Below are 24279 nucleotides of genomic sequence, written 5' to 3'. Positions count from 1 at the left end.
GAACATTATTCTCTCCATAGGAGAGTGTTAGTTGCAAGAGAGGATTGCGATATGCAGATCAGTGGGAGCGCTGCCATCGTCGTCGGCGGCACCGGCGGACTCGGCGAGGCCACCGTGCGTCGCCTGCACGCCGCCGGAGCGAAGGTGGTGGTCGCCGATGTCGCCGACGACAAGGGCAAGGAACTCGAGAAAGAACTCGGCATCCGCTACGTGCACACCGACGCGACCAGTGAGGAGTCGGTGCTCGCGGCCATTACCGAGGCGGAATCCCTTGGACCGCTGCGCATTTCGGTCGACACCCATGGTGGCCCGGCCACCGGCGGCCGCCTCGTCGGCAAGGACGGCTCGCCGCTGGCACTCGACGGTTTCCGCACCACCATCGAGTTCTATCTGACCGCTGTATTCAATGTGCTGCGCCTGTCGGCCGCGGCCATCGCCAAGACCGAGGCGCTGGACGAGGGCGCCCGGGGTGTGATCGTCAACACCGCCTCGATCGCGGGATACGAGGGCCAGATCGGCCAACTCCCCTATTCGGCGGCCAAGGGCGGCGTCATCGGTATGACCCTGGTGGCGGCCCGCGACCTGTCCCCGCTCGGCATCCGGGTGGTCACCATCGCGCCCGGTACGGTCAACACGCCCGCCTACGGCAAGGCCGCCGACCAACTGGAGGGCTACTGGGGCCCGCAGGTGCCCTTCCCCAAGCGGATGGGGCGCTCGGTGGAATACGCACAGTTGGCCCAGTCGATCATCGAGAACGACTACCTCAACGGCGAGGTCATCCGGCTCGACGGCGCGCTGCGCTTCCCACCGAAATGAACGGGCAACCGTATCCCGGCGTGGGCGGAACACTCAGCGGCAAGGTCGCATTCGTCGCCGGTGCCAGTCGCGGCATCGGCGCGGCGATAGCCGCCGGGTTGGCCGGAGCGGGTGCGGCGGTGGCCGTCGCCGCGCGCTCGGAAACCGAGGGCAAGCTGCCGGGCACCATAGGTTCGGTCGCCGACCGGATCACCGCCGCGGGCGGAACGGCAATGCCGGTGGCGTGCGATGTCACCAGCGAGGAGTCGGTCGAAAATGCCGTGGCCGCAACCGTTTCGGAATTCGGCGGTATCGATATCCTGGTCGCCAATGCGGGCGTGATGTGGTTGGGTCCGATCGAGACCACACCGCTCAAGCGCTGGCAGTTGTGCATGAACGTCAACCTGAACGGCGTCTTCCTCGCGACCAAGGCCGTCATCCCGCATCTGAAAGCCCGCGGCGGCGGCTCGCTCATCGCGATCACCACCACCGGCGTGGATATGATCCGCGGCGCCAATGCCTACTGGGTATCCAAGGCCGCCGTCGAACGCCTCTACCTCGGTCTGGCCGCGGAACTGAAGGACGACAACATCGCGGTCAACTGCCTGAGCCCGACTCGGGTCGTACTGACCGAAGGCTGGCAGGCCGGAGGCGGTGGCCAGAAAATTCCAGCGGACATGGTCGAGCCGCCGGAGACGATCGCCCGCGCCGCGGTGCTGCTCGCGGGCCAGGATGCCGCCGGTATCACCGGCACGGTGCAACGTTCGGAAGTGCTGATTCCGCGGGGATGATCGGTGCGAGGCCCCGAAGAGAACTATGGTCTTCGGGGCCTTGCGGGCGAGTGTCGGCGGCACGCGTGCCGTATCGATCACTCGTAGTCGACGGTGATGGAGTCCGTGTCCGGTATGGCCTGGCAGGTGAGGACATAGCCTTCGGCGAGTTCGTCGTTGGTGAGTGCGTCGTTGCGGCGCAGGGTGGCGTGTCCTTTCGTCACCTTGGCCATGCAGGTGGCGCAGTTGCCTGGCCGCCGACACCGCATCCAACTGGGAATCCCGCCTGCGCCCTCTCGGCATCCCTGCGGCCGCCGTGCCACCTTGCCCGAAGCGCTGGCCGCCAACCCCGAAACCATCGTCACCGTAGGCGATTTCCGGTTGATCGGCAGTCCGATCCGGATAGCCGGATACCAGCCGCAATACGTTCCGCCACCAATGCTCGGCGAGCATGAGGCACAGTCGGGTAGCTGGCCTGGCAGTGTCTGAGTGGGCATGGCGCGTCTGCACGCTTCCGTAGGACGAGGCACGTTCGAAACATTGCTCACGGGCGCGGCATCCTGCTGTGAGTTCCATGAAATATCGTGGCCACGAAGAGAAAACGGGCTGCGACAGCCGACTAACGGGATAGAAATGGACCGGTGCTGTCCTGAATGCATGAGTATCACGTCATGGATCAAGTCCAAGTCCGGGGCGGCCACGGTAGCCGAGACCGACACAATCTACGAGCAGATCGGGGGGCAGGAGGCGCTCGAGGCGGTAGTAGAGGACTTCTATGCCCGCGTCCTCGCCGACGACCAGCTTGCGTCGTTCTTCACCGGTACGAACATGTCTCGGTTGAAGGGGCGTCAGGTCGAGTTCTTCTCCGCTGCGCTCGGCGGCCCCGGCCCCTACACCGGTGCCCCGATGAAGCAGGTCCACCAAGGCCGTGGCATCACGATGCACCATTTCGGCCTCGTGGCCGGACACCTGACCGATGCGCTGACCGCCGCCGGGGTGCCAACGGCGCTGGTGGAACAGATCATCGGAGCCATTGCCCCGCTGGCCGACGACATCGCATCCGGCTCGGCCTCCTAGTCGCCGCGCTGCCCCTGCCGCCGTTTCGTCTCAGTGCATGGGGTCGCGCTCGCCCATGGGTGCTCGGATGGCTTGTCATCATCTGGACGGTCTGTTGGCGAATGCGGCACCGACCCCGTCGGAGGCACCGGCGACGAGCGCCCACGGCACGTAGGCATCGGCGAATATCACGCGGCGTCACCGCCGACCGTGCTGATGTCAGGTCGAACCGCAATCGAAGCCGCCGGCCATCACTGATTTGTCGGCTGCCCCACTACGGAGGATCGAGCAGCGCGAGGTAGGCGTCGAGCTGGGCCGCGCCGCCGAGCAGGTTGCGGCTGCGCGTGGTGAGCCGGTCCTGCCAGGAGTCGAGGAAAGCACTCAACGCGTCCGCGCCGCCCGCCTCGCGCAGCGACTCGATGAACTGCGCGACCTGGTGCAGCAGGTACCCACCTCGACGCAGTTGTCGTGCGATCTCGGCATCGCGCACGCAATCCGGTCCGTATTCGCGGTAGCCCGTTGCCCGGTCACGTTCGGGGCGCAGGATGCCCTCGGTCTCCCAGGTGCGCAACGTCGCCGGGTGCACGCCGAGCCGGCGCGCGAGTTCGCCCACGGTCAGCCGTCGGCCGTTGACGGCGGGCGGCGTCGTAGTGGACAGGCTGTCGAGTGCCGTCGCGACCTCGGTGCGGGTATTGCGTTCGGTGAGCAGCGCGACGTGCGTGGCATCGATGAGCCGGTAGGCGGACTCGGTGTCGCCCCGGTTGGTCGCGCGCATGATCTCCATTGCCTGCTGGTGCCCGTGGCCGCCGCGTAACGCGAGAAAGGCGCGCAGGGCTTGCGCGTGCAGGGGCGTGTAGTGCCGGTAGCCGCTCTCGCTGCGCTCGGTCGGCGGGAGGATGCCGGCGTCGTCGTAGTTGCGGATCGCCTGTGCGGACAACCCGTGTGCTCTGGCGAGGTCGATGGGACGCACTTGACCTCCGATTGAGGCTTTCATCTATGAACTGCAGGTAGACGTCTCAGAAGTTTCACCCGAATCTTCAACGATACCGTCGAGGATAGTTACTTCTGGAAGGGGCGTTCATGTCTACTGCCGCATCACTGCGTGGGATCGGCCGCCAACTCGACGACGCGGCCGACCTGGGCCGTGTCCTCGACGGGCTGCTCGCCGCGCGGCCCGAGCCGCCGGCCCTGCTCGCCCTCGGCGAGCCGACCCACGGGATCGAGGCGTTCCCGTTGCTGCGCAACGAAATCCTCGGCCACCTAGTCGAGCGGGGGTACCGGTCGATCGTGTTGGAAACCGATGTCTTCGCCGCGTCAATTGTCGATGACTACATTGCCGGGGCAATGGCGGAGATCGACGCGGTGCTCGCGACCGGGTTCAGCCACGGGTTCGGCGCCGTGCCGGGGAACCGCGAACTCGTCGAATGGCTCCGCGCACACAATGCCGGCCGGGCGCCGCAGGATCGGGTTCGCTTCTACGGCTTCGACGCGCCGACGGAGTACTCGGGTGCGCCGAGCCCGCGACGCGCACTGTCCTCGGTGATCGAGTACCTGCCCGCGGCCCTGCGGCCCGAATCAGTCCACGAACTCGATGCGCTACTCGGCGAGGACACGGACTGGTCGAATCCGGCGGCCATGTTCGATCCGGCAGCCTCCATCGGCGACTCCGACCGCGCCCGCGCCCTGCGCATCGTCGCCGACGACCTCGCCAGCACGCTGCGCCGCGCGGCACCCGACCTGCACCGCGCCGACGCGACCGGCTACGCCCACGCCGTCGCGCACGCGCGCACCGCCCAGAGCCTGCTGCGCTATCACGCGGCCATGGCGAGTCCAGCCCCTGATCGCATCGCGACCCTGGTCAGCCTGCGCACCGAGATGATGGCCGAGAACCTGCTCGCGATCGTCGCGCAGGAGCAGCGACGCGGACCGAGCCTGGTGTTCGCGCACAACCTCCACCTGCAACGCACGCAGTCGGACGGCGAGGACAAGGTGAGCTGGGGAAACGCTGGAGCACTCGTAGCGCTCACCCTCGGCGAGCGCTACGCGTTCCTGGCAACCGACGCCAAACCCGACAGCGATCCGGACACCCTCCAGGGCGTGTTGGCCAATGCGACCACCCGCCGCGCCCTGTTCCCGACACCGGCCCTGCGCGCCGCGCTTCCCCCGTCGATCGGCCCTGGCGAACCGATCCTGCCCGGCCACATCCCGCTCACCCCAGCAGAATTGGACGGCGCCGACGCGGTCATCTTCATAGCCGACACCGACGGAAACCGCCATCAGTACTGGTAACAGCCACCCCGAAGAAAATCCGCCACCCCCAATGTGTGCACGGTCCGCCAACCGATCGCCTTCGAGAATGCATTGTGAGAGGGGCGCTCTCGACGTCTACCGCCATCAATACATTCTCGAGGGTCGCCTAACAGGAGTGCTGGAGTGAGCGATGAATCGGGCATGGTCCGCTGGTAGGTACTCGTGAGCCGCTGAGCGCGGCCACGACCTGAGGAGAAGAACCATGACCGACACCGCAGTGCACGCCGACCGCGAGGCTGTCCTCGATGTCCTGAACAACCTTTACCGCGCCTGGGCCGACAATGATGCCGACGCCTTCGTCGCCGACTACGATCCCGACGCGACCTCCATCCTGCGCGGGGTCTTCAACTCCGGCCGCGACGCCGTCCGAGATCGGATGGCCGCGGGCTTCGAGGGCCCGCTGCGTGGCTCGAAAACCCTGGACGAACCCCAACTCGTCCGTTTCCCCACCTCCGACACCGCCATCGTGGTCAGCCGCAGCGCCGTCCTCATGGCAGGTGAAACCGAAGCTCCCGCCGACCGCTGGGTCATGGCCACCTGGACCCTGATCCGCCGAGACAACCGCTGGCTGCTTACCGCCTACCACAACTGCCCGGCCCAGTAATGCAAACGTCATTCGGCGGTCAGGTGAGCGGGTGACCTCGGCGGCGGTAGTGCTATAGACGAGCTTGGTGCTGTCGGCGTTGTCGCCTGCACCAAGCCTCATCGCGCGAACTGCAGGTCGAGCCGCCGCCAAAGGGATTCCCGCTCAGGGCTGTCAAGGGAAATTGCCGGTGTCGCTGTCGTCGGTAGTGTGCAGGCGTGAGCCGTACTATTCGTCTCGCATGGCGCGATCTTAATGAAGGGGGGCATTCCTGCCACTGTCGGCGATGCTGTGCCAGCAGCGATGCTGTAAGTGTTCGCAGGAAACGCACGACACAAAAGGAACGTACTCCATGATCGTCCGTTCACTGAGAGAGATCATCGGCACCGAGCGAGAAGTGAAGGGCCCCAAGTGGACCAGCCGTCGCCTGGTGCTCGCCGAGGAGAAGGTCGGCTTCTCCTTGAACGACACCGTGGTAGACGCGGGCACCGAGCTCGAGATGTGGTACGCCAACCACATCGAGGCCGTCTATGTCATCGAGGGCCGGGGCGAACTGGTCGACGACGAGACCGGTGAAAAGCACCGCCTCGAGCCCGGCATGATGTACCTGGTCGACGCGCACCAGCATCACACCCTGCACGCCCACACCGAGTTCCGTGCGGTCTGCGTGTTCAACCCACCCCTCACCGGCCGTGAGGTCCACGACGAGAACGGCGCCTTCCCACTGCTGACAGAAGAGGATCAGTGAGCGACACCGCTGCCCACGGAGACGAACCGCTACGCGGTTTCGCCAGTGACAACAACGCCTCCGTGCACCCGGACATCTTGGCGGCGCTGGCCGCCGCCAACGAGGGCCACCAGCCGGCCTATGGCGATGACGTCCACACCGCCCGCCTGCGCGAGCTGATCAAGGACCATTTCGGCGAGCGCGCCGATGTTTATCCGGTCTTCAACGGCAGCGGCGCCAATGTGGTTGGGCTGCAGGCGATGTGCGACCGATGGAGTGCGGTGGTCTGCCCGGAGTCCGCGCACATCAACCTGGACGAGTGCGGCGCACCCGAGAAAGTGGCCGGGCTCAAGCTCATCCCGGTGCCCACCCCGGATGGCAAGCTGACGCCGGAGCTGCTCGACCGGTACGCGTGGGGGTTCGGCGATCAGCACCACGCCCAGCCCAAGGTTGTCTCCATTACCCAGAGCACCGAGTTCGGCACCCTCTACACACCCGGCGAGATCGCGGCCATCGGCGCGCTGGCGCGCGACCGCGACATGCTGCTGCACGTGGACGGCGCTCGGCTGGCGAACGCGGCCGCCGCGCTCGATATGCCGTTGCGTGCGTTCACCACTGACGTCGGGGTTGACGTGCTGTCGTTCGGCGGCACCAAGAACGGCCTGATGCTCGGCGAGGCGATCTTGGTGCTGAACCCGGACGCGGTACGCGGCGTGACGTATCTGCGTAAAGCCGGGCTGCAGTTGGCCTCCAAGATGCGGTACGTGTCGGCGCAGTTCGTCGCACTGCTGGAGGGCGACCTCTGGCTGCGCAACGCCCGGCACGCCAATGCGATGGCGGCCCGGCTGGCCACAGCGGTCGCCGGGGTGCCCGGCGTCGAGATCGTACGGCCGGTCCAGGCGAACGCCGTCTTCGCCGTACTGCCTCGGGAGGTCACCGAGCGGCTGCAGAAACTCTTCCGCTTCCACACCTGGGACGAACGCACCGGCGAGGTCCGTTGGATGTGCTCGTTCGACACCACCGAGGCCGACGTGGACGCCTTCGCAGCCGCCATCACCCGGGAGATGACCGCTTGAACCGGAGGCCTTGCGCGAACCTCAGCGCTTTGCGGTGAGCCTGGCGATGTTGGCCCGGAAGTCCTCGCTCTGGAATGTCAGATCCTCGGCCGCCAAAGCGTAGTCGAGTGTGGCCAGCACGGCATGCTCCAGTTGCAGGTTGAGCACGCGCTTGGTGCTCTCCACCGCTTGCTGTGGAAGTTCCAGCATCCGCTGGGCGCACGCCAGCGCTTCGGCGACCGGATCTTCGACGACGTGGTTGGCCAAACCCATCTCGCGTGCCCGGGCCGCGGGGATCCGCGCGCCGGTGATCGCGTATTCCTTGGCCAGCAGCATGCTGGTGTGCAGGGGCCAGGTGAGCGGACCGCCGTCAGCGGCGACCAATCCGACCTGCACGTGCGGGTCGGCCAGATACGCGGTTTCGGCGATGTAGACCATGTCGCTCAATGCGACAAGGCTGCAGCCGAGGCCGACTGCCGGACCGTTGACCGCGGCGATCACCGGGATCCGGCACCGGGCCATGCCGAGCACGATGTCACGGCCGTCGGCAATTGTCTTGGCGCGCAGCTCGCTATCGCGGCTGAGTTCTTCCAGGTAGGTGAAATCGCCACCCGCGGAGAAGGCCCGGCCCGCGCCGGTCAGCACCGCTACCCGCGCCTGCGGGTCCGCGCTGAGCCGGGACCACAAACGGGCCAGCCCGTGATGCAGCGGATCGTTGACAGCGTTGAGGGCATCGGGCCGGTTCAGCGTGATGATCCGGACCGGTCCCTCGGCGCGGACATCGATTTCGGCTGGCATGTCGTACATTTCAAACTCCCAATCCCAGGATGCGGGCGGCGATGATGTTCTTCTGTATCTGCGAGGTGCCGCCCATGACGCTCTGTGCACGGCTGTAGAAGTAGGACCCGAGCAGTTCCGGATCGCGGGTGCCGGCGACGGCCAGCGCCGCATGGCCGACCGCCTGGTCGACCCAGGTCATGAGCAGCTTGTCCAGCGATCCGTCCGGCCCGTGGGTGACGCCGTCGAGCTGTTCGGAGAGTCTGCGCCGCACGTGCAGGCGCAGCATCTCGGTCTGCACCGCTGCCCAGGCGAGTTCCTCGGGTGCCTTGCCCTCGACACGAGCGGCCAACTGGCGCACCAGTTTTCCGTATCGAGCCGCGAATCCCAGGGTGGAGGGCTCACGTTCGTGTCCGACGACGGTCATCGCCAGCTTCCAGCCCTCTCCGGGTGCACCGACCAGCTGATCCGCGGGCACGATCGCACCGTCGAATTCCACCTGACCGAATTCCCGGGTAACCCCGCTGATCATCTGCAGTGGCCGCTGCGCCACACCGGGCTGCTTCATCGAGATGATGAATGCCGAAATGCCTTTGTGTCGTGGCGCATCCGGATCGGTACGCGCCAAGACCAGGCACCAGTCTGCGACATCGGAATAGCTGGTCCAGATCTTGTGGCCATTGATGACGTAGTGGTCGCCCGCACGTGTCGCGGTGGTCGTCAGCGCGGCCAGATCCGAACCCGCTCCCGGCTCGCTGAAGCCCTGGCACCAGCGCTCGGTGCCGTTGATCATGCCGGGCAGGAACCGTTGCTGCAGTTCCTTGCTCGCGTGCCGTCCGAGGCCTGCGACCAGGTAGCCGAGACTGGGCCGTGGCGGCGCACCCGCGATCGCCAACTCCTCGTCCAGGATGACGTCGTAGACCGGTGAAAGGTCGTGGCCGCCGAATTCTCGCGGCCAGGACAGGCCGAAGAATCCGGCCGCGTAGAGCGCCTGATGCCATTCACCCTGCCGCGCCCAGTATTCGTCACCGGAGGTCGGAAAGGTCCCGGCCACCTCGGCCAGCCAGGTGCGCAGCCGGTCCCGGAATTCGGCCTCCTGCGGTGCGTCACGAAAGTCCAAGGTCGATCTCCTCCAGGCTGACAGGGAACAATTCGGTCGAGGTCAGGGCCCGGCGCAGGTATACGTGCGCGAGGCACTCCCAGGTATTGCCGATGCCGCCGTGCACTTGAATCGCGGTCTCGCATACCGTCCGCGCGGCCCGCGCGCAGTACAGCTTCGCGATCCGCGCCGCCCGCATCGACTCGGCGTGCGGCAATTCGTCGACCGCCCAGGCCGCGTGCCGCGCGACGCTGATCGATCCCTCGATCAGCGCCTGGCTCTCGGCGAGCAGATGCGCGACCGCTTGATACGAGCCGATCGTATTGCCGTACTGCGCACGGACTTTCGCGTATTCGACGGCGAGAGACTGCGCGCCGCGGGCGACTCCGACCAGATCGGCGGTGGTGACCACCAGCGCCAAGGCCTGCCACTGGGCCACCTGATCGGCGGACAGTTCGCCGAGGAAGTCCGGTCGACCGGTAAGCTCCGCCTCGACCCTGGTGAGATCCGCACCGGGGAGTTCGGCACCGACCCCGCCGACGAGCAGCTGCCCATCATCGATCACCAATGCTCGATCGGCGCCGTGCGCGTCGATCGCCCGGTCGGTAACCGCGACGGTCCAACGCTGACCGTCATCGCCCGGGCCGCACAGATCATCGGCCAGCACCGGTCCCAGGAACGGCACATCGACCAGTCCGCGCCCGAACTCCTCGGCCACGATCGCCACCTCGACTCCGGAGGCGCCGTCCGAACGCAGTGCCCGCCAGCCGGTTTGGTCGACCACCTTCTCCAGCCGGGTCGACCGCGCCGCGTCGTCGAGGTCGAGTACCGAGCCGGGGCCGAGGTCATCGGCCAATTTAGCGGCGGCGTCGCGCAATTGTCGCTGTTCATTCGTGAGACGAACGTCCATACTGCTCCTTGAGAATTCGGCGCAACACCTTGCCGGAGGGCAGGCGCGGGATTTCGGGGACGAACACCACATGGCGCGGTCGCTTGTATCCGGCCAGCCGGTCGCCGACCAGTGCGATGAGTTCGTCGTCGGTGACCGCCGCGGTGCGGGCGACGGCTGCGACGATCGCTTCCCCATCGGCGGGGTCGGCGATGCCGAACACCGCGCAGTCGCCCACCGCGGGATGCCCGTGCAGCACTGCCTCGATTTCGGCGGGGGCCACCTGGAAGCCGCGGACCTTGATCATTTCCTTGGATCGGTCGGTCAGCTGGACCCAGCCGTCGGCACCGATGCGGCCGATATCGCCGGTCCGGTACCAGCCGTCGTCGAAGGCTTCCGCCGTTGCGTCAGCCGGTAGATATCCGGCCATGAGCGACGGCGACCGCGCTTGGATTTCACCGATCTCGCCGGGGCTCAACGTTTCTCCGGTCGTCGACACCACCCGCAGTTGCACGCCCGGCGCCGCTTTTCCGACGCTGTCGTACCGCGTGTTCCCGATCGGACTGCACGCGATGACCGGCAGTTCGGTGGTTCCGTACGCGGGCAGCCAGCCGACACCGGTTCGGGCGGTGACGGTTTCGGCGACGGCCGCGGTGACCGGCGTTGCGCCCCACATGATGTATCGCAGCGAGGACAGGTCATAGGACTCGAGTTCGGGATGCGCGGCCAGCGCCAGAGCGATGGGCGCGACGGCCATCTCGATCGTGATCCGATCCTCGGCGATGCATCGCAGCATCCGTTCCAGGTCGAAGCGCCGGTGCAGCCGCATCCAGGCGCCCGCCTCCAGCACGGTGACGATATTGAGCAGCCCCAGGATGTGCGAGGGCGGCGTGACGATCTGCAAGCGGTCGTAGGAGTTCAGCTCCAGGACCCGGGTCCAGTGCCGCACCGACGCGGCGAGCGAGGCGTGGGTGTGCCGCACCGCCTTCGGCAATCCGGTAGTGCCCGAACTGAATACGAGCACCGCGTCGGATTCCGGATCGGGTCGTCCGAAGGTGTGTGTCAGCGGTGCGATCGGATCGTCGAGGTGGCGGGTCGGCAGCAGCTCGGCCAATACGGGCACATCGCCGAGTGCGTACGCCGGTTCGGTCAGCGCCAGGGCATGTTCGACCTCGGCACGCTTCCAAGCCGGACTGATCAGCACGGGTGTCGCGCCCAGTAGCCAGGTCGCCAGCACGGCGACCACGAATTCCGGCCGGTTCGTCGACATCAGCGCGACGCGATGCCCGATGCGCACACCTCGCGCCACCAACTCCACGGCCAGACCTCCAGCCAGCCGATCCAGCTGTCGGTACGTGTACCCGCGGTCCTCGAACGCGAGGGCGACCGGTTCGGCGCGCGCGGTCGCGGCAGGGCCGGCACCGCGGCGGCTGTCGTTCGACCCCATATGAGAAGATCCCGTCTCGTCGGAGAGAATATAATTCTCCTTGTATTAGAATCTTAATACCAGGAGGAGGCAGTTCATGGCGAGACCCCCGTTATTCCAGCGCGCGACCGTAACGCGGATCGTTAAAGAGAGCGCCGACGCGCGCACCTATGTGCTCGACCCGCACGACGGGCCGATCGCTTATCAATCCGGGCAGTTCTGCACGTTTCGAGTCCACGTGGACGGCAAGGACCTGTTCCGCTCCTACTCGATGTCGAGTGCGCCGGAAACCGACCGCGAATTGATGACCACGGTCAAGCGGGTGCCCGGCGGACAGGTCTCGAACTGGCTGCACGACAACGTGGTCGAGGGCGACGAACTGGAGCTGACCAGGGCTGCGGGTCGATTCTGTCTGCGCCCCACCGAAGCACCGCTGCTCGGTTTCAGCGGCGGCAGCGGCATCACGCCGATCCTGTCGCTGGCCAAGAGCGCGCTAGCGAGCACCGCCAGGAAAGTTCGGCTGCTGTGCGCGGACCGCGATCGGGAGTCGGTGATCTTCGAGGCGGTACTCGCGGAACTGGTCGGCCGCTACCCGGGGCGGCTCGAGGTGATCCGCCACCTCGACGCCGACGGCGGCTTCCTGACCCCCGACGCGATCCGCGATTTCGTCGGTGCGGACGGCGGCGGCGACAGCTACATCTGCGGACCCGAGGCCTTCATGGAGATGATCGAGAAGGCCCTGCCCGGACCGGGTCTGGTGTTCAGCGAACGATTCGGCGCGCCGGCCCCGGCGCTGCCCGCTACCCCCGCGGCCGTCGAAACCCATACGGACACAACTTCGGTCGCGATCGCCGAAACCCGCACGGTCACCACCCCGGTCGCGACCACCGACAACACTGTCACGATCATCCTCGACGGCAAAAAGAAGTCGGTTCCGCGCAAGGACGGCGAAACACTGCTCGACAGCGCCCGCCGCGCCGGTCTCACACCCCCGTTCTCCTGCGAGGCAGGCAATTGCGCCACCTGCATGGCCAAGGTGACGAAGGGGCACGCCACGCTGCGCCGCAACGACGCGCTGACCGACGACGAACTCGCCGAAGGTTATGTCCTCACCTGCCAGGCCGTACCGGACACGGACTCCATCACCGTCGACTACGAGTGATCGATACCCGACGATCGCTGGCTGACTATGCGATCGCGGAGCCGCCTGGGTCGGCGTCGACAGCTGGTGCGGGCATTCGGCCGTATTACGCCGGGCGATGCTCCTCGACGCGCCGAAGCCATTCGATGACGAGCGCCTTGACGAGGTCGCCCTGCTCGTGCGGCAGCGCATGCCCGGCGCGGTCCAGCACCGCGAACGTGGCGTGGGGATAGTGCTCGATCAGATCCCATTGGCCTGCGTATCCCACTGCGGAGTCCTGGCGCCCGGCGATGATGAGGGTCGGGTTGGGGTACGGCGGTCCGTCCTCGGGGCCCGAACTCAGCCGCCAGCGTTCGCCGATCCGCGCCATCGCGGTTTGGTCGGCCAGGGGGACGGCGGGCGCCACATAGTGCTGGAACCGCTCTCGCATGGCGGGTGTGTGCACCACGAAGTAGGCCTCGAATTCGGTGCGGTCGTCCGGGCTCAGAACGTCGTCGAGGTTTCCAGCGGTGCGCACCACCTGGTGTGCGGGTATGTCGCGCGGGTTTTCGATGAGGGGGCAGATGACGGTCAGCCCGCTCACCTGACCGCGGCGCCTGTTCGCGACCGCCCTGGCGAAATAGCCGCCGGCGGAATGACCGATAACCAATAAGTCCCGATCGCCGACCACAATGTCGATCACGCCGAGGACGAGCGCGACCACATCGTCGGAGCTATTGATCGTTCCCGGCGCCGGGGTGCGCCCCATACCCGGCAGATCCAGATAAATCCGCCGATAATCAGGCAGGTCACCGAAGATCGGCTCCATCGTCGCGACCATCTCGCGATGATCCACCCCCGAACCGTGCATTATCAAGATCGGAGTCCCACTACCGTATTCGAGGTAATGCACGGAAACGCCGTTGACGTCGCACTCCATAGCGACACCCTAATAACGGATCTCGACTCGTACGGTCAATTGCGCCAGTGTGTGCTGAACGCGCGGGCCGGGTTCGTGGTGAAAACAGCTGTGGCGACCTCGGATCCGAGTCGCGGTCTCTGGCCGATTCAAGACAACTTCGGTAAATCCGGCCCGAACCCGGCCGCTACTCCTCGTGCTCGCCGAGCACCGGCGGCGGACCGTATTGCGGCTGGTATCCGGCTATCCGGATCGGACTGCCGATCAGCCGGTAATCGCCTACGGTGACAATGATTTCGGGGGTGGCGGCCAGGGCCTCGGGCAAGGTGCGGACCGCGGCGGCCGGGATGCCGAGCGGGCGCAGGCGAGATTCCCAGCCGGAGGCGGTGTCGGTGGCCAGGGCCGCGGTCACCGCGGAGAGCACCTCGTCGCGATGGGCGGCCCGCTCGGCCATCGTCTCGAATCCGTCGACGCCGGCCTCGGCGGCGAAGACCTTCCAGAAGCCGTCGTGGGTTATGAACAGCGCGAGATGGCCTTCGGCGGTCGGAAAGAGCTGTGCTGGAACGTAATACGAATGTGCACCGAACTTCCGGCGTTGCGGTTGTCTGCCGTCGTTGAGATGGGCCGAGGCATGATAGTTCAGCTGCGAGAGCATCACCTCGTACAGCGAGACGTCCACCTGCCCGCCGCGGCCGGAGACGATCTGGGCGAGCAGCCCGAGCGCGGCGGTGAGGCCGGTCGAGTTGTCCGCCGACGAATACCCGGGCAACGTGGGCGGCCCCTGTGGATCGCCCGTCATCGCGGCGATGCCCGTCGCCGCCTGGATCACGTAGTCGAAGGCGGGGTCGTCACCGCCGTCCAAGCCGAAGCCCGTGATCGCCACACACACGAGCCGCTCGTTGAATTGCCGCAGCGACTCATAGGTCAGGCCGAGCCGCCGAATGGCCGACGGCTTCAAATTCACCAGTAGCGCATGCGATTCCGCGACGAGTTCGGCCAGCCGACGCTGGCCGGTGGGGCTGGCCAATTCGAGTCGGATACTGCGCTTGCCGCGATTGAGGCTGGCGAAATAGGAGTCGCCGACCTGCCGCGAGATCTCCCCGTTCAGCGGTTCGATCTTGGTCACCTCGGCGCCGAGATCGGCGAGCATCATCGTGGCGTAGGGACCGGCGAGCATGGTGCCGACCTCGAGTACCCGGATCCCCGCCAACGGCCCCGCGGCCTCGCCGGACATCGTTCGGCTCACGACTGCACCTCGCTGGCGCTCGGCTCCGTCGTGCGCCGTTGCGCACTGTGTCGATGGCTCACTCGCTGACGCTCGCTCACGACTGCACCTCGCTGGCGCTCGGCTCCGTCGTGCGCCGATGTGCACTGTCTCGATGGCTCACTCGCTGACGCTCGCTCACGACCGCGCCTCGCCTGCGCTCGCTCACCGCAATTCCTTCGCCAGTTCGGCGATCATCTCCCGGGTGCGGCGCTTGGAGGCGATGAGTTCGTCGCGGGTGTCGCCGATCGGCAGCAGCCGCACCGACAGGTCCGTGGCGCCGGCGTCGGCGAAGCGCCGCAGTCCCGCCGCGATCGCGCGCTCGTCGCCCGCGACGCAGATATCACCGATATCGCGGGCCGAACCCTGTTCCAGCAGCCGCTGGTAGTTGGGCGAGACCTCGGCTTCGCCGAGAATCCGGTTGGCCCGCGCCTTGGCCTCGTCGACCTCCGACGGCGCGCACAGGCACACCGGCAGCCCGGCGATAATGCGTGGGGCGGGCCGCCCGGCATCGGCGGCGGCCTTGGTGATTTTCGGGACGACATGATCGGCCACCGCGCGCTCGTCGGCCATCCACAGAATGGTGCCGTCGGCCTGTTCCCCCGCAATACGCAACATGACCGGTCCGAGTGCGGCGATCAGCACCGGCACCGGCGCTACCGGGCCGAGGTCGAGCGGATTGTGCACGGTGAAGGTGTCGTTTTCGATATCGACCTGGCCGGGTCCGCGCAGACCGGCGTTCAATACGTCCAGGTAGTCGCGGGTGTAGGCCGCCGGTTTCGTATAGGGCAGCCCGAGCATGTCCTGCACGATCCAGTGGTGCGAGGGGCCGACACCGAGCGCGAGCCGACCACCGGCCGCGGCCTGCGCCGAAAGCGCTTGGCGGGCAAGGGCGATCGGGTGTTGTGCCTGCAATGGCACGACCGCGGTGCCCAATTCGATGCGGGTGGTCTTCATACCCATCAGCGCGATGGTGATCAGCGCGTCGAAATCGGTGGGTATCTGCGGAATCCACGCGGTGTCCAGTCCCGCGGATTCGGCCCATTCGATATCGTCGAGCATCCTGCTGAGCTTGCGGGCGGAGTCCCCCTTCTCCGGCCCGATCATCACTCCGATTCGCACGAATTCCTCCAGTTTCCAAGCTCTTTCAGACGACGGCTGCCGTCCAGGATCACGACGGTGTCGCGGTTTCGGTCTCGGGGACGGCAGTCGGCGGAGCCGACGGGGTGGGTGAGCACTCGGGGACGGCAGTCGGCGGAGCCGACGGGGTGGGTGAGCACTCGGGGACGGCAGTCGGCGGAGCCGACGGGGTGGGTGAGCACAGTGCGCGAATCTCGGTGACCAGCGTCTCGAGTGCGGTACCGGTCGGAAAGACCGCGGCCGCACCGGCTTCCACCAGTCGCGGCACATCCGCCTGCGGGATGGTGCCGCCGACCACCACCGCGATATCCCCGGCGCCGGCGGCCCGCAGCGCATCCACGACGCGCGTCGTCATCGACACATGCGCGCCGGACAGGATGCTCAAACCGACCACGGCGACGTCTTCCTGCAACGCGATCGACACGATGTCCTCCACGCGCTGACGGATGCCGGTGTAGATGACCTCGAACCCGGCATCGCGCAGGGTGCGGGCGACGATCTTGGCGCCGCGGTCGTGACCGTCCAACCCCGGCTTGGCGACGAGTACGCGTGCGGGCATCAGAACACCACCGGCTGCTGGAATTCGCCCCATACCGACTTCAGTGCGGCGGTCATCTCGCCGACCGTGCAGTACGCGTTGGCGCAGTCGATAAGATTGTGCATCAGGTTTCCGTCTCCTTCGGCGGCATGCGACAAAGCGGTGAGACAGGCACGCACCGCAGCGGGATCTCGTTCGGCCTTCACCCGAGCCAGGCGCTCGAGCTGCAATTCCCGGCCCTTGGCATCGAGTTCGTAGGTGCCGATATCGGGTGCGGGCTCGTCGGAGACGAATCGGTTCACCCCGACCACCGGACGCTCGCCCGATTCGACCTCCTGATGCAGCCGGTAGGCCTCGTCGGCGATCAGACCTTGCAGATATCCGTCCTCGATGCAGCGCACCATGCCGCCGTGCTGCTCCAGATCGGTCATGATCTCGACGATGCGGGCCTCGGTGGCGTCGGTGAGCGCCTCGACGAAGTAGGAGCCGCCGAGCGGATCGGCCACCCGGGTCACACCGGTCTCGTAGGCGAGGATCTGCTGGGTGCGCAGCGCCAGCGTCGCCGACTCCTCGCTCGGCAGCGCGAACGGTTCGTCCCAGGCCGCGGTGAACATCGACTGCACCCCGCCGAGCACCGAAGCCATCGATTCGTAGGCGACCCGCACCAGATTGTTCTGGGCCTGCGGCGCGTACAGCGACGCGCCGCCTGCGACACAGCCGAACCGGAACATCGATGCCTTATCCGTGCTCGCGCCGTAGCGCTCCCGCACCAGGGTGGCCCAACGACGCCGGCCCGCGCGGTATTTCGCGATCTCCTCGAAAAAGTCGCCGTGGGTGTAGAAGAAGAACGAGATCTGCGGCGCGAACTGATCGATCGTCATCCGGCCGCGTTCCACCACGGTGTCGCAGTAGGTCACGCCGTCGGCGAGGGTGAAGGCCATCTCCTGCACCGCGGTCGCCCCGGCGTCGCGGAAGTGCGCGCCCGCCACCGAGATCGCGTTGAATCGCGGCGCCTCGGCCGCGCAGAACTCGATGGTGTCGGCGATCAACCGCAGCGACGGTTCCGGCGGCCAGATCCAGGTGCCGCGCGAGGCGTATTCCTTGAGGATGTCGTTCTGGATGGTGCCCGTGAGCTTTTCCCGCGGTACGCCCTTTTTCTCCGCGGCCGCCACATAGAACGCCAAAAGGATCGCCGCGGTGCCGTTGATGGTGAAGCTGGTGCTGATCTTGTCCAGCGGGATGCCGTCGAAGAGCACTTCGGCGTCGGCGAGCGTGTCGACGGCGACGCCGACCCGGCCGACTTCTTCGCTCACCTCGGGATCGTCGGAGTCGTAGCCGCACTGCGTCGGCAGATCCAATGCCACCGACAGTCCGGTGCCGCCCTGTCCGAGCAGATACCGGTAGCGCTGGTTGGATTCCTCCGCGGTGCCGAAGCCCGAGTACTGCCGAAACGTCCACAACCGACCCCGGTAGCCGGAGGCGAAGTTGCCACGCGTGAAGGGATATGCGCCCGGCTGGGGCGGATCGGCACGCCGGTCTTCCGGTCCGTAGACCGGCTCGAGCGGGATACCGGACGAGGTCTGCACTTGGTCGTTCATCAGTGAATACGCTACTTGCCAAAAAAGAGAATGCCAATACCATCTGAAGCGAGTGAGTTCTCACAATCCGTTTTCCCGAGGAGCACGATGCCCGAGCAGCACCGACCGTTGACCGACCGCACCATGGTGATTTCCGGCGCCAGCCGCGGTATCGGACTGGCCATCGCGGTCGCCGCCGCCCGCCGGGGCGCCAACGTGGTGCTGCTGGCCAAGACGGCCGAACCGCATCCACGGCTGCCCGGCACCGTCTACACCGCGGCCGCCGAAATCGAGGCCGCGGGCGGCAAGGCGGCCGCCGTGGTTGGTGATGTGCGCCGTGAGGAGGATGTGCAGCGGGTGGTGGGCACCGCGCTGGAACGCTTCGGCGGGATAGATATCTGCGTCAATAACGCCAGTGCCATCGCGACCGACCCGACCGAGCGGTTGTCGCCCAAGAAGTTCGATCTGATGATGGACATCAATATCCGCGGCACCTTCCTGCTGACCCAGTCCTGCGTGCCGCACCTACGCAATTCGGCCAACCCGCATGTGCTGACCATCGCGCCGCCGGTGAATATGAACCCGCGCTGGCTCGGCGCGCACCCGGTCTACACGCTGTCGAAGTACGGAATGACCCTGCTGTCGCAGGGCTGGGCCGTCGAATACGCCAACGCCGCAATAGCATTCAACTGCCTGTGGCCCGAGACCTTCATCGCCACCTCCGCGGTGGCCAACCTCGACGACGGCACGAATCAGCTCGCGGCCGCGCGCAGTCCGGAGATCATGGCCGATGCCGCGATCGAGATCGTGTCCCAGCCCGCGCGGGAGATCACCGGAAACTGTTTCATCGATGCCGAGGCGTTGACGCGATTCGGCGGCATCGAGGACCTGTCCCGCTACGGCGGCGGCGCGCACCCGACACCGGACCTGTTCCTCGACTGATCGCCGAAAGGATTGCCGGATATGACAATCGATCCCGAACCACGGCCGCGCTACGAGGCCGGATTACAGGTCCGCCGCGAGGTAGTCGGCGCCGACTACGTCGACCGGGCGCTGGCCGCCGCCACCGACTTCTCCGAGCCGCTGCAGGATCTGGTCACCGAATACTGTTGGGGCGCGGTGTGGACCCGCCCCGGCCTGGACCGCCGGGCCCGGTCGATGATCACCCTGGCAATGCTGACTTCGCTCAACCGTGCCACGGAATTCGCCACTCATGTGCGCGCCGCATTGACCAACGGCGTCACCCCGGACGAGATCCGGGAGGTGCTGCTGCACGCGACGGTCTACGCCGGTGTCCCGGCCGGAGTCGAAGCCTTCCGAATCGCCGGACCGATCCTGCAGGAGTACGCCGATGCCTGAACGCGCTACCGGACACATCGCCTTTCTCGGCCTCGGCACCATGGGCGCGCACATGTCGCGGCGGTTGGTGGCAGCGGGTTTCGACGTCGTCGGATTCGACCCGGCCGAGCACGCCCGTGACGGCTTGACCGCGGTCGGCGGACGGGTCGCGACCACCGCCGCCGCAGCAGCCGCCGGTGCCACCCACCTGATTCTCATGCTGCCCAGCTCTGCCGTCGTCGAATCCGTACTCGGTGAAGAGCAGCTGCTGGCCGCCCTGGGCTCGGACGCGATCGTGATCGATATGAGCTCATCCGAACCGGAGTCGACGCGGCGGCTGGCCACCGCACTGGCCGCGCGTCGGATCACGCTGATCGACGCACCGGTGTCCGGCGGCGCGCGCGGGGCGGCGGACGGTACCCTGACGATCATGGTCGGGGGTCCGGAAGACACTGTCGCCCAAATTGATTCGGTGCTGGCACCGTTGGGCAAGGTGCGGCGCATAGGTGCATCGGGGGCCGGTCATGCCGTCAAGGCGATCAATAATCTGCTCGCCGCGGTCAACCTCCTCGCCGCCGCCGAGGGGGTCGCGGCCGGGCGCCGTTTCGGCCTGGACCCCGCCGTGATCGTCGAGACCATCAATGCCGCCAGCGGCCGCAGTGCCGCAACCGAACTCAAGTTCCCGCAGGCGATTCTGCCGGAAACCTTCGACTCCGGATTCGCGCTCGCACTCATGCTCAAGGACATGCGCATCGCCACCGACCTGGCGGCCTCGCTCGGCATACCGGCCGCACTCGGCGAACGCGCCGTCGAGCTGTGGACGCGCGCCGCGGCCGACCTCGGTCCGGGCGCCGACCAAACCGATATCGCGCGCTGGGCGGACGCACAGTCCGCGCGACATTGAGGCCAACACCATGAGTACGCCCATCCGATTCTCAGTCGTCGATGTGCTCCACTACTTCGGCAAATGCCCGCGCTGCGGTTATTCCGCCACCGCGGCGGCGATGATCCAGACCTTCGCCGACGGCGCCACCGAATCGCAACTCGTCGCCACCTGCGCACAGCCGTGCGGGTGGAGCGGCCCGGTGGCGCTGACCACGATGACCGACGCCAGGTCCGATTGACTCGGACTCACCACCGCTGCACGGCACTCGGCGCGGCGATGTCCGCGTTCTCCGCGGCCAGCACCGCCGTCGGGATCACGACGATGGCGCGAACTCCGCCGTAGTCGGATTCGGTCAGGCGCACCGAGATGCCGTGCCGAATCCCCAACCGGGCCACCACGAACAGCCCGAGCCGCGAATCCGACGATAGTGTCGCGACGCTGAAATCCGGTGGGTCGGCGAGGATTTCGTTGGCCCGCTCCAGTTCCGAATCCGACATGCCCATGCCCTGATCGCTGACCACCACGACAACTCCCGTGCCGATCAGATTGCCGGTGACATCCACGCGCGACTGTGGTGGCGAGAACGCGGTCGCATTGTCGACCAGTTCGGCAAGTAGATGGATGAGATCGGCCACCACCGCACCGTTGACGAATACCGACGGCAGTCCGGCGCCGGTGAACACCCGCGCGTATTGAACGGTTTCCGCGATCGCACCCCGGACGACTTCCCCGAGCGGAACCGGACGTCGCCACTGTCGACCCGGGCGGCCGCCGCCGAGGATGATCAGATTCTCGGCGTTACGGCGCCCTCGGGTGGCGAGATGGTCGAGCTGGAATAGCGTTTCCAGCAGCGCCGGATCCTCCTGTCGCCGTTCGGCCGCGTCGAGAATCTCCAACTGCCGGTGCACGACGATCTGGCTGCGGTGGGCGATATTGCTGAATACCGCGCGCACACCCTCGCGGGTGTTCGCCTCGGTGACCGCCGCCGCGACCGCGGCGCCGTGCGCCCGATTGAAAGCCTGGGCGACCTGACCTATCTCGTCGGTGCCGAAATCCAGTTGTGCGGCTTCGGTTTCCGGGTCGATCCGCACCCCCTCGTTCAGGCGGCGCATTGTCTCCGGCAACCGAACCTCCGCCACCGCAAGCGTTTCCGAGCGCAACCGTTTCAGGCGTCCGATCAATTGGTTGGCCAGCCACAGCGACACCAGGAACGCCAGCACGGCGACCGCACTCAAAACGCCCGCGGCCAGCAGCGAGTTTCGCGCGTGCCGGGCACCCGCATCGGCGGCGTGCTGTTGGGCCTGCTTGGCGTGCCCGACCCACAATGTCACCAGTTGCTGGCTGACCTCGTCCGCGACCACGCGCCACTCCGCGACGCTCATCGGCAACTGCGGCGTACTCGCGGGCCGCGCGCCGATGATGGCGGCCTCCATGGCACTCACCTGCTGCCAGGCCGGGGAGGCGGTCAGATCCTTGATGCGCTGCGCATTGGCGACATCGAGTTCGGTTGCCAATCGCGCGATCTCGACGTGGTAGTAGCTGACCAGGTCGCGGTATTCGGCGGACAGGGTCGGCGACAGGCCCTGCGGGCGGACGAGTGCCATGGTCAGCGCGCTGGCGCGCGACATGGATTCGACCACGTGCAACAGGCCCATATTGCGGCTGAGTTCGGAGCCGGAGGCCGTGTTCGGAGCGGTTTGCCCGATCGATGCCGAACCCTGGTCCATACCGTCCAATAGTCGGTTGTAGAAGGCGTAGGCGTCGGCGATCGGTAGCCGACCGCTATCGATCCCACTGCGCAGCTCCGGTAACCGGGCCTTCAACTGGTCGAAGGCCGTCACGACGTTTCCCATCGCGCTCCCGCCCACGCGTTGCAGCGCGGCTTCGGTGGCTTCCAGCGACTTCAGCGTGGCGTCGAACCGCGCACGCGCGGCGACCAGCGCACCGGAATCGATGACCTCGCCTGCCAGCTGGGACACCGACAGCAGTCGCTCCTGCTCCACGGCAAGCACCAATTCGCGCGTGGGGGTGAGGTGACTGTCCAGCGTGCGCGCGAAGTCCTCAGCATGGCGCCCGTCGTTGAACAGGTAGATCGACGTACCCACCCCGACGCAGATCAACAGCAGGCTGGGTACCAGCGCAATGACAAGAATCCGCGTCCGGATCCCACGGAACCGAGCCTTCAACATCGCGATAATATAACTTACACATTCGAGAATGACATTCTTGAATGCGTACGCCGCCCCAAGGCAGACGGAGGAACCGATGCGATTTATCCTGCATTACCCCGAGACCACCGGCTACGACGGTGACATGCTCGATGTCGGCGCCCTGCACGATGTGGCGATCGCGGCCGAACGATCCGGATTCGACGGACTGTCACTGAGCGAGCACCCCGTTCCCGGCGCCCGATGGCTGGCTTCCGGCGGACATCAGACGCTCGATCCGTTCGTTGCACTCGGCTATGTCGCAGGTGTGACCGAACGTCTGCGGCTGATCACCTATCTCGCGGTGCTGCCCTATCGCAATCCGTTCCTGCTGGCGAAGGCGGCGGCAACGCTGGACAAACTGTCGGGCGGGCGCGCGATCATCGGCCTGGGCACCGGTTATCAGAAAAGCGAATTCCATGCTCTCGGCGTAGATTTCGACGAGCGCAACGCACTGTTCGACGAGGCGCTGGACGTGCTGCCGCTACATTGGAGCGGCGAGCCGTTCAGCTATCAGGGCCGCCATTTCAGCGCCCGCGATGTGATCGCCCGGCCGCGGCCGGTGCAGAATCCGATCCCGATCTGGATCGGCGGCAATTCGAAACTCAGCCGCCGCCGGGTCGCCGCGCGCGCACAGGGCTGGATCCCGATGACCGGTGGCACCGAGCTGAGCACCTCCGCCCGCACACCGGAACTCGGCACGCTCGACCAGCTCGCCGCGAAGATGGCCGAGGTACGATCGGCGGCCCAGGCCGCGGACCGCTCCGAGCATATCGATCTGGTGTACTCCTACCCGGACGCGAGCATCGCCACCCCGGCGACGGATGCCGACCGGCACCGCGAAGCCTTCATGGCGTTGGCCAAGGCCGGCGTCGACTGGATCGTCGTCTCCTGTCGTACCCGCGAGCCCGGCGCGATATTCGACTTCATCTCGGAATTCGGCGCGACCTACCTGATCGCGCCCGAATCCTAGGCTTCGCCGCCCATCACCGCGGCCGGCTCAGCACCTTATCCGCCGCCGCCCAGTGCTCATCCGAAACCCAAAGCCGCGCAAAGGCATTCACCGCTTCCGCCGGGGAAACCCCGGACAGCACTCGCTTGATCTCACCCGCGGGCGCGTTGGCCAGTGAGCGAGCCAGCGCCAGCCAACCTTCCTCGAACGACACACGGGGCAGCACCCGGTCCACCAGGCCGATGCGTTCGGCCTCGGCGGCGTCGAGCACGGTGCCCGAACCCGCGAGCAGCAGTGCTCGGCTCCGACCGACCAGCGCGCGGAGCCGCTCGGCGCCACCCCAGGCCGGCATGATCGCCAGCGCGACCTGATTGAACGCGATCTTGATGTCGTCGGCGGCGACCCGGATGTCCGCGGCGACCGCGACTTCGGCGCCGCCACCGAAGGCGTGGCCGTTCATTGCGGCGATCACCGGCACGGGAAAGTCCGCGAGGCGATCGCAGATGCCCCGCATCCGCCAGGCCATCTCCTCGGCGGCCGCGAGGGTGCGAATCGCGCTGAGCTGCTTGAGATCTCCGCCCGATACGAATGCCTTGTCCCCAGCTCCGCGGATAACCAGCGCCCGAGCACCCTCGGCCGCATCGAGGGCCTTCTCGAGCTGGTCCATCGTCTCCGGCGCGATGGCGTTGCGCGCCTGCGGGCGATCGATGGTGACGACCGCAAGCCCGTCGCTCAGCTCGAGTTCCACCATTGTCAGTTCTCCGATCAAGATATTTGCATTCTACTTTTCGGAGAATAGTATATTCAGAGCGGCAGCCCCCGACACTCATCCCGCAACCACCCGACCGCGC

The 24279-nt window shown here is 66.7% G+C and carries 25 protein-coding genes and 1 pseudogene; 13 read left to right on the top strand and 13 right to left on the bottom strand.

Going from position 1 to position 24279, the window contains the following annotated elements:
• The first annotated feature begins 51 nt into the window (after positions 1 to 51).
• Positions 52 to 816, top strand: a complete 765-nt coding sequence (locus tag ACQPYR_RS12975; RefSeq protein ID WP_433631624.1) for an SDR family NAD(P)-dependent oxidoreductase — start codon at positions 52 to 54, stop codon at positions 814 to 816.
• Positions 817 to 836: 20 nt separating this feature from the next.
• Positions 837 to 1586 (top strand): SDR family NAD(P)-dependent oxidoreductase, encoded by a 750-nt coding sequence (locus ACQPYR_RS12970; protein WP_433631621.1) that lies wholly within the window; start codon positions 837 to 839, stop codon positions 1584 to 1586.
• Between the two features lie 77 nt (positions 1587 to 1663).
• Here ACQPYR_RS12970 and ACQPYR_RS12965 read toward each other — a convergent pair whose 3' ends face one another.
• Entirely contained in the window at positions 1664 to 1924 is a 261-nt protein-coding gene (locus ACQPYR_RS12965; RefSeq protein WP_433635115.1) for a 2Fe-2S iron-sulfur cluster-binding protein, read from the bottom strand.
• Between the two features lie 298 nt (positions 1925 to 2222).
• Here ACQPYR_RS12965 and ACQPYR_RS12960 point away from each other — a divergent pair, with 298 nt between their 5' ends.
• Complete coding sequence (locus ACQPYR_RS12960) at positions 2223 to 2642, top strand: group I truncated hemoglobin (protein WP_433631618.1); 420 nt, start codon at positions 2223 to 2225, stop codon at positions 2640 to 2642.
• 253 nt (positions 2643 to 2895) lie between these two features.
• Here ACQPYR_RS12960 and ACQPYR_RS12955 read toward each other — a convergent pair whose 3' ends face one another.
• On the bottom strand, positions 2896 to 3591 hold the full coding sequence (locus tag ACQPYR_RS12955; RefSeq protein ID WP_433631615.1) for a TioE family transcriptional regulator: 696 nt from the start codon (positions 3589 to 3591) through the stop codon (positions 2896 to 2898).
• Between the two features lie 110 nt (positions 3592 to 3701).
• Here ACQPYR_RS12955 and ACQPYR_RS12950 point away from each other — a divergent pair, with 110 nt between their 5' ends.
• From ACQPYR_RS12950 to ACQPYR_RS12935, 4 genes are all read left to right on the top strand, one after another.
• The gene (locus ACQPYR_RS12950; protein WP_433631613.1) at positions 3702 to 4910 is read left to right on the top strand and encodes an erythromycin esterase family protein; all 1209 of its coding nucleotides are present in this window, start codon (positions 3702 to 3704) and stop codon (positions 4908 to 4910) included.
• A 223-nt stretch (positions 4911 to 5133) separates the two neighbouring features.
• Positions 5134 to 5535 carry an SgcJ/EcaC family oxidoreductase gene (locus ACQPYR_RS12945; protein ID WP_433631610.1) on the top strand — a complete coding sequence of 134 codons (402 nt, stop codon included), beginning with the start codon at positions 5134 to 5136 and terminating at the stop codon, positions 5533 to 5535.
• Between the two features lie 331 nt (positions 5536 to 5866).
• Positions 5867 to 6262, top strand: coding sequence for an ectoine synthase (locus ACQPYR_RS12940; RefSeq protein ID WP_433631608.1), 396 nt, complete (start codon positions 5867 to 5869; stop codon positions 6260 to 6262).
• Positions 6259 to 7317 (top strand): threonine aldolase family protein, encoded by a 1059-nt coding sequence (locus tag ACQPYR_RS12935; RefSeq protein ID WP_433631605.1) that lies wholly within the window; start codon positions 6259 to 6261, stop codon positions 7315 to 7317. The genes ACQPYR_RS12940 and ACQPYR_RS12935 overlap by 4 nt, the downstream gene beginning before the upstream one ends.
• 21 nt (positions 7318 to 7338) lie before the next feature.
• On the opposite strand, the gene ACQPYR_RS12930 is transcribed toward ACQPYR_RS12935, so the two are convergent.
• From ACQPYR_RS12930 to ACQPYR_RS12915, 4 genes are read right to left on the bottom strand one after another with little or no spacing between them, the layout of a single operon-like run.
• Positions 7339 to 8103 carry an enoyl-CoA hydratase/isomerase family protein gene (locus ACQPYR_RS12930; protein ID WP_433631602.1) on the bottom strand — a complete coding sequence of 255 codons (765 nt, stop codon included), beginning with the start codon at positions 8101 to 8103 and terminating at the stop codon, positions 7339 to 7341.
• Position 8104: 1 nt separating this feature from the next.
• Positions 8105 to 9193, bottom strand: a complete 1089-nt coding sequence (locus ACQPYR_RS12925; RefSeq protein WP_433631599.1) for an acyl-CoA dehydrogenase family protein — start codon at positions 9191 to 9193, stop codon at positions 8105 to 8107.
• Positions 9180 to 10082 (bottom strand): acyl-CoA dehydrogenase family protein, encoded by a 903-nt coding sequence (locus ACQPYR_RS12920; protein ID WP_433631596.1) that lies wholly within the window; start codon positions 10080 to 10082, stop codon positions 9180 to 9182. The genes ACQPYR_RS12925 and ACQPYR_RS12920 overlap by 14 nt, the downstream gene beginning before the upstream one ends.
• The gene (locus ACQPYR_RS12915) at positions 10060 to 11508 is read right to left on the bottom strand and encodes a class I adenylate-forming enzyme family protein (protein ID WP_433631593.1); all 1449 of its coding nucleotides are present in this window, start codon (positions 11506 to 11508) and stop codon (positions 10060 to 10062) included. The genes ACQPYR_RS12920 and ACQPYR_RS12915 overlap by 23 nt, the downstream gene beginning before the upstream one ends.
• 76 nt (positions 11509 to 11584) lie before the next feature.
• Between ACQPYR_RS12915 and ACQPYR_RS12910 the strand changes: the two genes are divergently transcribed.
• A complete protein-coding gene (locus ACQPYR_RS12910) occupies positions 11585 to 12649 on the top strand; it encodes a 2Fe-2S iron-sulfur cluster-binding protein (protein WP_433631590.1) in 1065 nt (354 codons plus the stop codon).
• Between the two features lie 85 nt (positions 12650 to 12734).
• Here the strand turns inward: ACQPYR_RS12910 and ACQPYR_RS12905 are convergent, their stop codons facing one another.
• The 5 genes and pseudogenes from ACQPYR_RS12905 to ACQPYR_RS12885 form a co-directional block, all read right to left on the bottom strand.
• Complete coding sequence (locus ACQPYR_RS12905) at positions 12735 to 13547, bottom strand: alpha/beta fold hydrolase (RefSeq protein WP_433631587.1); 813 nt, start codon at positions 13545 to 13547, stop codon at positions 12735 to 12737.
• A 166-nt stretch (positions 13548 to 13713) separates the two neighbouring features.
• The gene (locus tag ACQPYR_RS12900; protein WP_433635114.1) at positions 13714 to 14760 is read right to left on the bottom strand and encodes a CaiB/BaiF CoA transferase family protein; all 1047 of its coding nucleotides are present in this window, start codon (positions 14758 to 14760) and stop codon (positions 13714 to 13716) included.
• A gap of 195 nt (positions 14761 to 14955) precedes the next feature.
• Positions 14956 to 15912, bottom strand: a complete 957-nt coding sequence (locus ACQPYR_RS12895; RefSeq protein ID WP_433631584.1) for an LLM class F420-dependent oxidoreductase — start codon at positions 15910 to 15912, stop codon at positions 14956 to 14958.
• 199 nt (positions 15913 to 16111) lie between these two features.
• Positions 16112 to 16489: pseudogene (locus ACQPYR_RS12890) on the bottom strand (cobalamin B12-binding domain-containing protein); the annotation flags it as partial.
• On the bottom strand, positions 16489 to 18066 hold the full coding sequence (locus tag ACQPYR_RS12885; RefSeq protein ID WP_433631581.1) for a methylmalonyl-CoA mutase family protein: 1578 nt from the start codon (positions 18064 to 18066) through the stop codon (positions 16489 to 16491). The gene ACQPYR_RS12885 and the pseudogene ACQPYR_RS12890, both read right to left, overlap by 1 nt.
• 87 nt (positions 18067 to 18153) lie before the next feature.
• Here ACQPYR_RS12885 and ACQPYR_RS12880 point away from each other — a divergent pair, with 87 nt between their 5' ends.
• The 4 genes from ACQPYR_RS12880 to ACQPYR_RS12865 are packed head-to-tail and all read left to right on the top strand — an operon-like array spanning position 18154 to position 20507.
• Positions 18154 to 18987, top strand: coding sequence for an SDR family oxidoreductase (locus ACQPYR_RS12880; protein ID WP_433631578.1), 834 nt, complete (start codon positions 18154 to 18156; stop codon positions 18985 to 18987).
• A gap of 21 nt (positions 18988 to 19008) precedes the next feature.
• Positions 19009 to 19404 (top strand): 4-carboxymuconolactone decarboxylase, encoded by a 396-nt coding sequence (gene pcaC / locus ACQPYR_RS12875; RefSeq protein ID WP_433631575.1) that lies wholly within the window; start codon positions 19009 to 19011, stop codon positions 19402 to 19404.
• A complete protein-coding gene (locus tag ACQPYR_RS12870; protein ID WP_433631572.1) occupies positions 19397 to 20287 on the top strand; it encodes an NAD(P)-dependent oxidoreductase in 891 nt (296 codons plus the stop codon). The genes pcaC and ACQPYR_RS12870 overlap by 8 nt, the downstream gene beginning before the upstream one ends.
• Positions 20288 to 20297: 10 nt before the next feature.
• Positions 20298 to 20507 carry a hypothetical protein gene (locus tag ACQPYR_RS12865; protein ID WP_433631569.1) on the top strand — a complete coding sequence of 70 codons (210 nt, stop codon included), beginning with the start codon at positions 20298 to 20300 and terminating at the stop codon, positions 20505 to 20507.
• Positions 20508 to 20514: 7 nt separating this feature from the next.
• Here ACQPYR_RS12865 and ACQPYR_RS12860 read toward each other — a convergent pair whose 3' ends face one another.
• The gene (locus ACQPYR_RS12860) at positions 20515 to 22458 is read right to left on the bottom strand and encodes a nitrate- and nitrite sensing domain-containing protein (RefSeq protein ID WP_433631566.1); all 1944 of its coding nucleotides are present in this window, start codon (positions 22456 to 22458) and stop codon (positions 20515 to 20517) included.
• A gap of 76 nt (positions 22459 to 22534) precedes the next feature.
• Between ACQPYR_RS12860 and ACQPYR_RS12855 the strand changes: the two genes are divergently transcribed.
• A complete protein-coding gene (locus tag ACQPYR_RS12855; RefSeq protein WP_433631563.1) occupies positions 22535 to 23449 on the top strand; it encodes an LLM class F420-dependent oxidoreductase in 915 nt (304 codons plus the stop codon).
• 13 nt (positions 23450 to 23462) lie between these two features.
• On the opposite strand, the gene ACQPYR_RS12850 is transcribed toward ACQPYR_RS12855, so the two are convergent.
• Positions 23463 to 24179 carry an enoyl-CoA hydratase/isomerase family protein gene (locus tag ACQPYR_RS12850; RefSeq protein ID WP_433635113.1) on the bottom strand — a complete coding sequence of 239 codons (717 nt, stop codon included), beginning with the start codon at positions 24177 to 24179 and terminating at the stop codon, positions 23463 to 23465.
• Positions 24180 to 24279 lie beyond the last annotated feature (100 nt).

The organism is Nocardia sp. CA-120079 (genome assembly GCF_050955745.1).
GTDB lineage: Bacteria > Actinomycetota > Actinomycetes > Mycobacteriales > Mycobacteriaceae > Nocardia.
Note: the sequence above shows the minus strand (reverse complement) of the source record. Positions and strands in the feature narration are given on the sequence as shown.